This is a genomic window from Streptomyces sp. NPDC058086 (assembly GCF_042885015.1).
In the GTDB taxonomy this organism is placed as follows: domain Bacteria; phylum Actinomycetota; class Actinomycetes; order Streptomycetales; family Streptomycetaceae; genus Streptomyces.
Genome location: NZ_JBHVST010000189.1, coordinates 1 through 11,880 on the forward strand (window position 1 = coordinate 1; position 11,880 = coordinate 11,880).

Below are 11,880 nucleotides of genomic sequence, written 5' to 3' on the forward strand. Positions count from 1 at the left end.
CTTTTGTTTATCACAGCCACCCCCTCGGCCGCCCCCTTGTCCCTGGCTACTAATCCCCGTCGTCCGCCCGCAGGGCAGACGGGAATTTGACGACAGGACCTAGGGGCGCGGGGAACTGCGCGACCAGCCCCCACCGGCCCGCAGATACAAACGAACCGGGCTACGCTGCGCGACGCCCGCCGCCCTGCCCGCCACGCTCCGTACGCCGCTGCTGCGAGGCACGCCCACGGCCACCGGAGCGACCCGCACCGCCCGTACCGCCGCCCGTACCGCCACCGGACGTGCCGCCGGCGGCACGCCGCGGCTGACGGCCCTGCGACTCCGAACCCGCACCCGAACCCGCTCCGGCCGGGCGCCTCGCCCCGCCTCCGACCCGCGGCCGTGACCGCTTCTTCGGCTGTTCGGCCGGCTGCGGCACCTCGATGACGACCGGGACGCCGGAGGGCTCGCGGGCGCCGGTGAGGCGGGCGAGTTCCTCGTCACTGGACGCGATCCGTGCCGTGCGCGGGGTGATGCCCGCGTCCGCCATCAGCCGCGTCATCTCCCGCCGCTGCTCGGGCAGTACGAGGGTGACGACGCTGCCGGACTCACCGGCCCGGGCGGTGCGTCCGCCGCGGTGCAGGTAGTCCTTGTGGTCGGTCGGCGGGTCGACATTGACCACGAGGTCGAGGTCGTCGATGTGGATGCCGCGCGCCGCGACGTTGGTGGCGACGAGCGCGGTGACCTGACCGTTCTTGAACTGGTCCAGGGTGCGGTTGCGCTGCGGCTGGCTGCGCCCGCCGTGCAGCGCGGACGCCCGGACGCCGCTCGCGAGCAGCCGCTTGGTGAACCGGTCGGCGCCGCGCTTGGTGTCGACGAAGAGGATCACCCGGCCGTCGCGCGCCGCGATCCGCAGGGCGACGGCCTTCTTGTCGGTCTCGTCGGCGACGTGGAGCACGTGGTGCTCCATGGTGGTCACCGCACCCGCCGAGGGGTCGACGGAGTGCACCACGGGGTCCGTGAGGAACATCTTCACGAGCCGGTCGATGTTCTTGTCGAGCGTGGCCGAGAAGAGCAGTCGCTGACCGCCCGGCTCGACCTGCTTGAGCAGTGCGGTGACCTGCGGCATGAAGCCCATGTCGGCCATCTGGTCGGCCTCGTCGAGGACCGTGATCGCGACCTGGTCGAGGACGCAGTCGCCGCGCTCGATGAGGTCCTTGAGCCGCCCGGGAGTGGCCACGAGCACCTCGGCGCCGCGCCGCAGCGTGCCGGCCTGTCGGCCGATCGACATGCCGCCGACGGCCGTGGCCACGCGCAGGTTGACCGCGGTGGCGTACGGCGTGAGCGCGTCGTCGACCTGCTGGGCGAGTTCGCGCGTGGGGACGAGTACGAGCGCGAGCGGCGCCTTCGACTCCGCACGGCGGCCCGCCGTGCGGGCCAGCAGGGCGAGTCCGAAGGCGAGCGTCTTGCCGGAGCCGGTGCGGCCACGGCCCAGGACGTCGCGTCCGGCGAGGGAGTTGGGCAGCGTCGCGCCCTGGATCGGGAAGGGCTCGGTGACGCCCTGCGCGGCGAGGGTCTTGGTGAGGGCCGCCGGCATGTCGAGCGCGTCGAAGGAGTCGACGGCGGGCAGCGCCGGGGTGATGGTCTCGGGCAGGGAGAACTCCTGCGGCGCCACGGCCTTGCGGGCCGGGCCCTTGCCGGTGCCACGGCCGCCGCCGCGGCCCGCGCCCTTCGCGAAGCCGCCGGTCTGGGCGCCACCTCGTGCGTTTGCCGGCCGCTTACGGACGGGACGTTCGGATCGAGTCATGCTGGATCTGGATTTCCTTCCTGGGCCCCACGGACTGCACGCACAGCGCTCGCAACTGACAAGCACTCACAGCACGAGCCGGGACCCGCACCCCGAAGGTGCGGGCCCCGGCTCTGGAAAAGCGCGTCCCCGAAATCAGGCGGGGATGATGTTCTCCGCCTGCAGGCCCTTCTGGCCCTGCGCGACGTCGAACGAGACCTTCTGGCCCTCCAGCAGCTCACGGAAGCCGGAGCTGGCGATGTTGGAGTAGTGGGCGAAGACGTCGGGGCCGCCGCCGTCCTGCTCGATGAAGCCGAAGCCCTTTTCCGAGTTGAACCACTTCACGGTGCCAGTTGCCATGTTTTTCTCCTGAATAGGTAGGGCCCCAATCCGGAGATGCACCGGGAAAAGCCGGAGATGCCGGTAAAACAAAACGCGCCTGCGGAGGATTCCGATCAGGCGCACAAAGTAAATGGGTACCAAAAACGTATCAATGAGACAGTAGCACACTTCGGGCCGCCGCTGTGACAGCGGCGGCCCCTCGGTGCTCCGGTCAGGCCAGCGGTCCGGTCACCGGCTCCACCGCCGCCACCACCTGACCGCCGCGCACGAACGCGTCCGCCGCCTCCAGGTCCGGGGCGAGGAAGCGGTCGGGGCCGGGGCCCTGGACGCCGGCCGCGCGGACGGCCTCGATGACGGCCTGCGAGGCGGGGGCCGGGGTCAGGCCCTCGCGCAGTTCGATCGCCCGGGTGGCCGCGTACAGCTCGATCGCGACGATACGGGTGAGGTTGTCCACGGCGGTGCGCAGCTTGCGCGCGGCCGACCAGCCCATGGAGACGTGGTCCTCCTGCATGGCGGAGGAGGGGATGGAGTCCGCGGACGCCGGTACGGCGAGGCGCTTCATCTCGCTCACCAGCGCCGCCTGGGTGTACTGGGCGATCATCAGGCCCGAGTCGACGCCCGCGTCGTCCGCGAGGAACGGCGGCAGACCGTGCGAGCGGTTCTTGTCGAGCAGCCGGTCGGTGCGGCGCTCGGCGATCGAGCCGAGGTCGGCGGCGGCGATGGCGAGGAAGTCGAGGACATAGGCGACCGGGGCGCCGTGGAAGTTGCCGTTCGACTCGACGCGGCCGTCGGGCAGCACGACCGGGTTGTCCACGGCGGAGGCGAGCTCGCGCTCGGCGACGAGCCGGGCGTGCGCGAGGGTGTCGCGTCCGGCGCCCGCGACCTGCGGGGCACAGCGCACGGAGTAGGCGTCCTGGACGCGCGGGGCGTCGTCCTGGTGGTGGCCGGTGAGCTCCGAGCCCTTCAGCACGGCCAGCATGTTGGCGGCGCTGGCGCTCTGTCCCGGGTGCGGGCGGATGGCGTGCAGCTCGGGGGCGAGCACCTTGTCCGTGCCGAGGAGGGCTTCGAGGGAGAGCGCGGCGGTGACATCGGCCGACTTGTAGAGCGTCTCCAGGTCGGCGAGGGCCATGACCAGCATGCCGAGCATGCCGTCGGTGCCGTTGAGGAGGGCGAGGCCCTCCTTCTCGCGCAGTTCGACGGGGGTGATGCCGGCCTCGGCGAGCAGCTCGCCCGCGGGCCGTACGACACCGTCGGGGCCCTCGGCGTCACCCTCGCCCATCAGCGTCAGCGCGCAGTGGGAGAGCGGGGCCAGGTCGCCGGAGCAGCCGAGGGAGCCGTACTCGTGGACGACCGGGGTGATCCCGGCGTTGAGGATGTCGGCCATGGTCTGGGCGACCTCGGGCCGCACACCGGTGTGCCCGGAGCAGACGGTCTTGAGCCGCAGGAACATCAGCGCGCGGACGACCTCGCGTTCCACGTGCGGGCCCATGCCCGCGGCATGCGAGCGGACGATGTTGCGCTGCAGCTGGGCGCGCAGCTCCGGGCTGATGTGCCGGCTCGCGAGGGCGCCGAACCCGGTGGAGACGCCGTAGACCGGCTCCGGCTTGGCGGCCAGCGCGTCCACGATCTCGCGGGCCGCGGCGAGGGCCGCCACCGCCTCTTCGGAGAGCTCGATCCGGGCGCCGCCGCGCGCCACGGCGAGAACGTCGGACGCGGTCACTCCGGACGTCCCCACCACCACAGTGTGCATATCCATATTCAGGAGCGTACGCAGTGAATTCGATGGTGTCACTAGTGGGTGGGCGGTTGACCCCTTACTTCGACGTACGTCACACACGCCCGCGCGGACTCAGGGGCGGGGGTGCTCGTGGCGCCCCCGGAAGCGACGGCGTTCCCCCTGCGCCGGGGAGGGCGCGTCCGCGAGACGCACGACCAGGTCGTCGGGGCCCTCGCGCCCGGCGACGACGGGCTTCACGGCCCGTACGGCCTTCGCGCGGTACTGGGCGGCGTCGGCCAGCCGGAAGAGCCGTCGCGCCGAGCGCACCGGACCGATCGGGTCCGCGGTAGAGGCGACCCCGCACGCCACTCCCTCCCCCAGCTCCAACTCGGCGGCGCGGCGGCAGAGTTCGTCGGCGATGCGGACGACCTCGTCGGCCGGCGGGCCGACCGCGAGCAGGCAGAACTCGTCACCGCCGAGGCGGGCCGCGAGGGTGCCCGGGAGCATCGCCCCGCACAGCGACAGCACCGATCCGAACCGTTCCAGGAGCCGGTCGCCGACGGCGTGCCCGCGGGTGTCGTTGACGTTCTTGAGTCCGTTGAGGTCACAGACGACGAGACTGACCGCGGCCCCTTCCTGCCGGTGCAGCTCGATGGCCTCGTCCAGGCGTACGTCGACCGCGCGACGGTTGGCGAGTCCGGTGAGGGCGTCCGTGAACGCGAGCCGTCGGGCCTCCTCCAGGCGCTCGGTCTGGGCGAGCCCGGCGGCGACGACGGAGGCCAGCACGGTCGCGAAGTCCGCGTCGGCCCGGTCGAAGACGGGTGCCGTGACCGGGCGGGCCACATACAGCTCGCCCCACGCCCGTCCGTGCAGCACGATCGGGGCGACGACGCAGCAGCCGCGGCGGCGCCGACGCAGGGCGGCGACCCTCCCCCAGCCAACGCTGGGAGGTGCCCCCGGGTGGCAGTTGCCGACGGGACCGTCCGCCGGCCCGTCGGCGGTCTCCACCCAGGCGTTCGGGCCACCGCCCCCGGCCCAGCGCTCGTGCAGGAACTCGGTGATCTCCGGGAACTGGTGCACGGGGTAGGCCTCGCCGTCCGGGAACTCCTCCTCGTCCGGCGCGCGTTCGCCCACGTTCGCCAGGACCCGCAGCCGGCCGAGCTCGCGCTCCCACACGGAGAGCGCGGCGAAGCTCCCGGCGAGCGCGTGGCAGGCACCGAGCGCCGCGGCCCGCCAGGACTCGTGCGGGGTGCGTGCCGCCGCCATCCCCTGCGCCAGCTCCACCACGGCCCTCAGCCGTCTGTCCTCACCCATCACTCCAGGCTAGGGATATTTACGGTGATTCGGGACATTGGTGAGGCGAACAGGGGTCCGAGTGGCCGTACCGGCCGGAAGGCGCCGGAAAGCGCGGGGGGCTACTCCCCCGGCCACTGCGGCTTGCGCTTCTCGTTGAACGCGGCGACGCCCTCCGCACGGTCCCCCGAGAAGGCGACGGACCGCCAGGCGGCGTCCTCCACCTCCAGGCCCGCGCGCAGGTCGAGCCCGTGCCCGAGCCGCAGCGCACGCTTGGCGGCACGCAGGCCGACGGGGGAGTTGGCGGCGATACGGGTGGCGAGCGCGAGGGCTTCGGTACGGTCCTGGCCCGCGTCCACGAGTTCGTCGACGAGGCCCAACTCCCGCGCCTCATCCGCCTCCAGCCGCCGCGCCGAGAAGATCAGCTCGGCCGCGCGGGCCGCCCCGACCCGCCGCGGCAGCAACTGCGTACCGCCGCCTCCGGGAATCACCCCGACCGACACCTCGGGCAGCCCGAGCACCGCCGTACGGTCGGCCACGATCAGGTCGCAGGACAGGGCCAGCTCGAAGCCGCCGCCGAGCGCGAAGCCGTGCACGGCGGCGATCGTCGGCATCGGCAGCTCCAGGACGCCGGTGTACGCGGCCCGCGCGACGGGGCGCTGGCGGACCAGGTCGGCATCACTGAAGGAGTTGCGCTCCTTCAGGTCGGCGCCGACACAGAAGGCGCGCTCGGCGGTGGAGGTCAGCACGACCACGCGTACGTCGCGCTCGCCGCCGAGCGCCTCGCAGGCGGCCGTGATGGAGCGGGCCATGTCCGTGGACACGGCGTTCATGGCCTTCGGCCGGTCGAGGGCGAGCTCCGCGACGTACCCGTGCCGCCGTACGACGACGAACTCCCCGAACCGCCGCTCGTCCCCTTGCTCCGCCATGACACCCTCCCGGTGAACGGTTAACGCAGGTTAACTCCCGATGCCTCCGATCATCGCAGCCACCCCCGCCCGGCGAAACCCGTTCCCTCCCCCCTTCGACCGCCGCTCCCCGTTCGAGTGACATCCCGCCCAACTCCCGCCCCACGCCCCCAAAAGACGCATAACCTGCGCACCGCCCGGCACTTCGGGGGGCGCGGCACATCGGGGAGGGATGACCATGACGAACGGCACGACGACAGACGTGACGAGGCAGTCGAGAACACCGACGGACACGGGGCCCTCCGGGGGTTCAGCGGCTACATCGGCGAGGTCGTCGGCCGCCCCCTCGCGGCCCGGCGACGCGGCACCCCGCCGGGCGGCGCGGGTGCCGACCGCCAACCCGTTGATGGCACGGGTGCCGGGCGGCCGCCCCGCAGCGGGGGGCGATGGCACGCGGGCGGGGCGCGGGGCAGCCGCCGACCCGCTGAGCGGCCACGCACCGGGCGGCCGCGGCGCAGCGGGGTCCCCGGCACCCGACCGCGCTCCGGCGGCGCGTGTGGCAACGGCCGATCCGATGGCCGGTCGCCCGGCCGCCGACCGCGCGACGGCGGATCCCGGGCCGACCGATGGCGTGTCCGGGGGCCCGGCGGGGGCCGGCGGCGCGGGAGGCGGCCCCGGGGCGGCCGGTGCCGCGCGGGCGGGCCGGGCGGTGGCCGTCGAGCCGCTGATCAGCCGCACGCCGGCCGGTCGCCCGGCGGCAGACCCCGCACCCGTCGGTGGCGCCTCCGCGAGCCTCGCGGAGGACGAGGTGACCGGTCCGCTCCGGGGGCGGGCCGGGCGGGGGCGGCACCGTAAGCCGCGGCCCCGGCGGGCGCTGTTCGCCGTGGGTGGGCTCGCGCTGGCCGCGGGGGCGTTGAGTCTGGCGCGGATGGCGCCGGAGTCGGTGGTCGGCGGCGGGAGCGGGAACACGGAGGCCGGGCCGAGGCCCCAGGTCGCCACGGACGAGGCGATCGACGCCGCGCCGACGGTGTGGGCCGCGCCCTCCGCGCATCCCGCGTCCGCGACCGCCGCGCGGGGTGGGGCGAGCGCGACCCCGGTCCCGGGCGTGAGCCCCGCGGCCACAGCACCGTCGACGGCCGCCGCACCCTCATCGACGGCGACGATCCCGTCCGCCCGGGCGAGCGCCCCCGTGGGGAGCCTGCCGGACACCACCGGCATCCCGACCGCGCCCATCGTCGTACCGTCGCAGTCACACACGCAGCAGCCGCCGGCCCCGAGCCCCACCACCCACGCCCCGACCCCGACGCCCGGCCAGAACCCGCCGGGTCTGTGCGTGCCGATCGTCGGCATCTGTGTGAACGATCTGGCGGGCCCCGCCGGAGGCCATTGAGAGAAACAGGACCTACGGTTGGTCGCCGTTCCGGCGGGCCAGCAACCAGGGTTCGACCACACCGAGGCCGCGGACGGGGCGCTGCCACATCGGCTGGAGCGCGAAGCGGTAGACGGGCGGCTCCTCGCCCTCCTTCTCCGCGGCGGCCGCGGCCTCGGCGGCCTCCGCCTCGGAGGCGGGCGCGTCCCCGGTGCGGACCAGTTCCTCCGCGAAGGCGCCGTCCACCAGCACGGCATCCCGTGGCGCTATCGACGTGAGCCGCGAGGCGAGGTTCACCGTCGTACCGAAGACGTCGCCCATGCGGGTCGTCACGGTGCCGAAGGCGATGCCGACGCGCAGCTCCGGCATCGTCTCGTCGTTGGCCATCGTCTCGATGAGGCGCAGGGCGATCTCGGCGGCGATCCCGGCGTCGTCCGCGGCGTACAGCACCTCGTCACCGAGGGTCTTGATGAGGCGCCCCCCGTGCGCGGCCACCAGGTCGGCGGCGGTGGTCTCGAAGGCCTCGACGAGCTCGCCGAGTTCCTCCTCCTCCATCCGGCGCGTCAGCCGCGTGAAGCCGACGAGGTCCGCGAAGCCGACGGCGAGGCGGCGGTCGACCATCTCCTCGTCGTCACCGGCCTGGACGACCCGGCCGGTCGCGGCGGCGAGCTGGCGCCGCCAGACGTAGACGATGAACTCCTCCAGCTCGGGCAGGAGCAGCTCGATCAGGGGGTAGGTGACCTCGGTGCGCGTCATGCCCGGCTCGGGAGGCTCGGTCAGGCCCTCCAGGAAGGAGTCGATCTGCCATTCGGCCAGGCGGGCCGTGGTCTGCCCGGTGGAGCGGGCGACCTGGACCGCCATCGCCTCGCTCAGCAGGCCCGCCTCGACGAGACCGGCGAGGCGCCGCAGCGCCAGCACGTCGGCCTCGGTCAGCGCCTTGGCCTGGCCGATGTCGGCGAAGCCCATGGCCCGCCAGAAACGCGAGGCCAGTTCCATGGAGACGCCTGCGCTGCGGGCGGCCTGGAAGGGGGTGTAACGACGCTCGGCGCCGAGGATGAGCGTTTCGAGGCGCAGCGCGAGGGGGTCCTCGCCGGAGTCGACGGACTCCTCGTCCATCCGGTTCTGCGCGTCCAAGCGGCTCTGTCCGTCCATCCGCCCGGTCGTCTCACCGGTCGGCCCGGCGATCCCCTCGCCGGACATGTCACCGTTCGTGTCGACGCGTGCGGGCGCCGGGTCGGTGACCGGCCCGGCGGTACGCCCCGGCTCACCGTCGGGGGCGGGGAGTGCACCCGTGCCGGAGCCCGTGTCGTCGACGGTCACGCCTGCTGCCCTTCCGATCTGCCGTGGTCAGGTATCGACCGCGCTCAACTCTACGGCAGGTGTGCGCTGGCTCACTCCTGACTCGTACGCCCGGCCGGAGCTCGGCACCACGATCGGTTCCGGGCTCCACAGCTGAGTACGGACTGCCGACCTCCTCGGCTCACGCCGGCCGCAGATGGACGATGTCCCCCGCTCCCACCGGCTGCTGTACGCCCTCCTCCGTGGCCAGGACCAGACGCCCGTCCCCGTCGACCGCCACCGCTTCCCCGGTGATCGACGCGCCGCCGGGCAGTTCGGCCCGCACCACCCTTCCGAGGGTCGCGCATCCCGCGGCATACGTCTCCTGGAGACCGGAGGCGGCGGGGTCGCCGCCCGCGGCCCGCCACTTCTCGTACCACTGCTCCAGGGAGCGCAGGACGGCCCGCAGCACGGTGTCACGGTCCGTGGTCGTGGCGCCCGCGAGGGCGAGGGAGCCCGCGCCGGGCACGGGGAGTTCGTCCTCGCGCAGGGTGACGTTGATGCCGATGCCGACGACGACCGCGTCGTTCCCGGCGCGCTCGGCGAGGATGCCGCCCGTCTTGCGCTCCTCGCCGTCCACGGTGACCAGCAGGTCGTTGGGCCACTTGAGTGACGTGTCGACGCCCGCCACCCGGGACAGGCCCGTGGCCACCGCGACCCCGGTGAGCAGCGGCAGCCAGCCCCAGCGCTCGACGGGGACCCCGGTGGGCTTCAGCAGGACGGAGAAGAAGAGGCCCGAGCGGGCCGGTGCCGTCCACTGGCGGTCCAGGCGTCCCCGCCCGGCGTTCTGCTCCTCGGCGACGAGGACCGCGCCCTCGTCCGCCTTCTCCTCCCCCGTGGCGAGGGCGACGAGGTCGGAGTTGGTGGACCCGGTGCGCTGTACGACCTCGACATCGCACCAGAGCCCGCCCTCGCGGACCAGAGCCCGGCGCAGTGCGGCCCCGTTCAGCGGTGGACGGTCCAGGTCGGACCACCGGTTGTCGTTCGCGTCTGAAGCATCTCGCGGCGTCATGCAACCCAGCCTAGGTGTGGTAAACGCCGCACTGCCGAACGGTATCGGCACCACTACCCTACGAGTCAGTAGCAACCCCCTGAGCATCACCCTCATTTTCCCACTGAGCAGGCAGGGAGCCGCACCCCGATGTCCGAGCCGGAAGAGCTGCACCACCCCGACATCCACACGACCGCGGGCAAACTCGCGGACCTGCGGCGCCGCGTCCAGGAAGCGACGCACGCCGGCTCGGCACGCGCTGTCGAAAAGCAGCACGCCAAGGGCAAGCTGACGGCCCGTGAGCGGATCGAGCTGCTGATCGACGAGGGCTCGTTCGTCGAGCTGGACGAGTTCGCGCAGCACCGCTCGACCGACTTCGGCATGGAGAACAACCGGCCCTACGGCGACGGTGTCGTCACCGGCTACGGCATGGTCGACGGCCGCCCGGTCGCCGTCTTCTCCCAGGACTTCACCGTCTTCGGCGGCGCCCTGGGCGAGGTCTTCGGCCAGAAGATCATGAAGGTGATGGACTTCGCGCTGAAGACCGGCTGTCCGGTCATCGGCATCAACGACTCCGGCGGCGCCCGCATCCAGGAAGGCGTCAGCGCGCTCGGCATGTACGGCGAGATCTTCCGCCGCAACACCCACGCCTCCGGCGTCATCCCGCAGATCTCGCTCGTCGTCGGCCCCTGCGCGGGCGGCGCGGTGTACTCCCCCGCGATCACCGACTTCACGGTCATGGTCGACCAGACCTCGCACATGTTCATCACGGGGCCTGACGTCATCAAGACGGTGACGGGCGAGGACGTCGGCTTCGAGGAGCTCGGCGGCGCGCGCACCCACAACGCGGTGTCGGGTGTGGCCCACCACATGGCGGGCGACGAGAAGGACGCCATCGAGTACGTCAAGCAGCTGCTGTCGTACCTGCCGTCCAACAACCTCAGCGAGCCCCCGGTCTTCCCCGAGGAGGCGGACCTCGCCCTCACGGACGAGGACCGCGAGCTGGACGTGATCGTCCCGGACAGCGCGAACCAGCCGTACGACATGCACGCGGTGATCGAACACATCCTGGACGACGCCGAGTTCTTCGAGACCCAGGCGCTGTTCGCGCCGAACATCCTCACCGGCTTCGGACGGGTCGAGGGCCACCCGGTGGGCATCGTCGCCAACCAGCCGATGCAGTTCGCCGGCTGCCTGGACATCGACGCGTCCGAGAAGGCGGCCCGCTTCGTCCGCACCTGCGACGCCTTCAACGTCCCCGTCATCACCTTCGTGGACGTCCCCGGCTTCCTCCCGGGCGTCGACCAGGAGCACACCGGCATCATCCGCCGCGGCGCCAAGCTGATCTTCGCCTACGCCGAGGCGACCGTCCCGCTCATCACCGTCATCACCCGCAAGGCCTTCGGCGGCGCCTACGACGTCATGGGCTCCAAGCACCTGGGCGCGGACCTCAACCTCGCCTGGCCGACCGCCCAGATCGCGGTGATGGGCGCGCAGGGCGCGGTGAACATCCTGCACCGCCGCACCATCGCCACCGCCGAGGACCAGGACGCCACCCGGGCCCGCCTGATCCAGGAGTACGAGGACACCCTCCTCAACCCCTACACGGCGGCCGAGCGCGGCTACATCGACGCGGTGATCATGCCCTCCGACACCCGCTCCCACGTCGTACGGGGCCTGCGTCAGCTGCGCACCAAGCGGGAATCACTCCCTCCGAAGAAGCACGGCAACATCCCGCTCTAGAACCCCGGACCCTTGGGAGCAGACATGACGATCAAGGTCGTACGGGGCAATCCGACCCCGGAGGAGCTGGCCGCCGCCCTGGCGGTGGTCCGAGCGCGCGCCGCGGCGGCGACCACCACGCCACCCGGCGCGCCCGGCACCCGGGACTCCTGGTCGGACCCGTCCCGCATAGCCGGCCAGTACCTGCCCCAGCCGGGCCCCACGGCCTGGACGCGCACGTACTGGCCTGCCTAGGTCCTGTCGTCAAATTCCCGTCGTCCGCCCGGAGGGCGGGCTCTGCGGCGTCAGGTGCGTGCTCTCGGCGTGCCGGGCACAGGCCCTCGTACTGGATGTACTTGGGTCTGTGCCCGGTGCGCCGAGAGTGCGTGCATGGCGTCGCGGGGCAGACGGGAATGTGACGACAGGGCCTAGGAC

General features: G+C 72.7%; 10 protein-coding genes. 3 read left to right on the forward strand and 7 right to left on the reverse strand.

Annotation, left to right across the window (positions count from 1 at the left end; translation table 11 throughout):
- Positions 1–160: 160 nt before the first annotated feature.
- The 5 genes from ACFVWD_RS55625 to ACFVWD_RS55645 all read right to left on the reverse strand — a co-directional run bounded on the left by ACFVWD_RS55625 (position 161) and on the right by ACFVWD_RS55645 (position 6,046).
- Positions 161–1,786: a DEAD/DEAH box helicase gene (locus tag ACFVWD_RS55625; protein WP_389606618.1), complete on the reverse strand. Its 1,626-nt coding sequence runs from the start codon at positions 1,784–1,786 to the stop codon at positions 161–163.
- A gap of 135 nt (positions 1,787–1,921) precedes the next feature.
- Positions 1,922–2,125 (reverse strand): cold-shock protein, encoded by a 204-nt coding sequence (locus ACFVWD_RS55630; RefSeq protein WP_028803001.1) that lies wholly within the window; start codon positions 2,123–2,125, stop codon positions 1,922–1,924.
- Between the two features lie 193 nt (positions 2,126–2,318).
- Positions 2,319–3,857 (reverse strand): histidine ammonia-lyase, encoded by a 1,539-nt coding sequence (hutH, locus tag ACFVWD_RS55635; RefSeq protein WP_389606632.1) that lies wholly within the window; start codon positions 3,855–3,857, stop codon positions 2,319–2,321.
- 99 nt (positions 3,858–3,956) lie between these two features.
- Positions 3,957–5,138 carry a diguanylate cyclase domain-containing protein gene (locus ACFVWD_RS55640; protein ID WP_389606620.1) on the reverse strand — a complete coding sequence of 394 codons (1,182 nt, stop codon included), beginning with the start codon at positions 5,136–5,138 and terminating at the stop codon, positions 3,957–3,959.
- Positions 5,139–5,239: 101 nt separating this feature from the next.
- A complete protein-coding gene (locus tag ACFVWD_RS55645) occupies positions 5,240–6,046 on the reverse strand; it encodes an enoyl-CoA hydratase/isomerase family protein (protein ID WP_389606621.1) in 807 nt (268 codons plus the stop codon).
- Between the two features lie 553 nt (positions 6,047–6,599).
- On the opposite strand from ACFVWD_RS55645, the gene ACFVWD_RS55650 reads away from it, so the two are divergent.
- Complete coding sequence (locus ACFVWD_RS55650; RefSeq protein WP_389606623.1) at positions 6,600–7,415, forward strand: hypothetical protein; 816 nt, start codon at positions 6,600–6,602, stop codon at positions 7,413–7,415.
- A 12-nt stretch (positions 7,416–7,427) separates the two neighbouring features.
- On the opposite strand, the gene ACFVWD_RS55655 is transcribed toward ACFVWD_RS55650, so the two are convergent.
- Positions 7,428–8,714 (reverse strand): adenylate/guanylate cyclase domain-containing protein, encoded by a 1,287-nt coding sequence (locus tag ACFVWD_RS55655; protein ID WP_389606624.1) that lies wholly within the window; start codon positions 8,712–8,714, stop codon positions 7,428–7,430.
- Positions 8,715–8,874: 160 nt separating this feature from the next.
- Entirely contained in the window at positions 8,875–9,744 is an 870-nt protein-coding gene (locus tag ACFVWD_RS55660) for a biotin--[acetyl-CoA-carboxylase] ligase (RefSeq protein WP_389606626.1), read from the reverse strand.
- Between the two features lie 129 nt (positions 9,745–9,873).
- Here ACFVWD_RS55660 and ACFVWD_RS55665 point away from each other — a divergent pair, with 129 nt between their 5' ends.
- Both ACFVWD_RS55665 and ACFVWD_RS55670 read left to right on the forward strand, forming a co-directional pair.
- Positions 9,874–11,466 (forward strand): acyl-CoA carboxylase subunit beta, encoded by a 1,593-nt coding sequence (locus ACFVWD_RS55665; RefSeq protein ID WP_389606628.1) that lies wholly within the window; start codon positions 9,874–9,876, stop codon positions 11,464–11,466.
- Between the two features lie 24 nt (positions 11,467–11,490).
- Positions 11,491–11,700: an acyl-CoA carboxylase epsilon subunit gene (locus tag ACFVWD_RS55670; protein ID WP_389606630.1), complete on the forward strand. Its 210-nt coding sequence runs from the start codon at positions 11,491–11,493 to the stop codon at positions 11,698–11,700.
- Positions 11,701–11,880: the final 180 nt, after the last annotated feature.

Coding starts and splice junctions, on each gene's coding strand:
- ACFVWD_RS55625 (WP_389606618.1), bottom strand. CDS start 1,786: ATGACTCGATCCGAACGTCCCGTCCGTAAGCGGCCGGCAAACGCACGA.
- ACFVWD_RS55630 (WP_028803001.1), bottom strand. CDS start 2,125: ATGGCAACTGGCACCGTGAAGTGGTTCAACTCGGAAAAGGGCTTCGGC.
- hutH (WP_389606632.1), bottom strand. CDS start 3,857: ATGCACACTGTGGTGGTGGGGACGTCCGGAGTGACCGCGTCCGACGTT.
- ACFVWD_RS55640 (WP_389606620.1), bottom strand. CDS start 5,138: ATGGGTGAGGACAGACGGCTGAGGGCCGTGGTGGAGCTGGCGCAGGGG.
- ACFVWD_RS55645 (WP_389606621.1), bottom strand. CDS start 6,046: ATGGCGGAGCAAGGGGACGAGCGGCGGTTCGGGGAGTTCGTCGTCGTA.
- ACFVWD_RS55650 (WP_389606623.1), top strand. CDS start 6,600: ATGGCCGGTCGCCCGGCCGCCGACCGCGCGACGGCGGATCCCGGGCCG.
- ACFVWD_RS55660 (WP_389606626.1), bottom strand. CDS start 9,744: ATGACGCCGCGAGATGCTTCAGACGCGAACGACAACCGGTGGTCCGAC.
- ACFVWD_RS55665 (WP_389606628.1), top strand. CDS start 9,874: ATGTCCGAGCCGGAAGAGCTGCACCACCCCGACATCCACACGACCGCG.
- ACFVWD_RS55670 (WP_389606630.1), top strand. CDS start 11,491: ATGACGATCAAGGTCGTACGGGGCAATCCGACCCCGGAGGAGCTGGCC.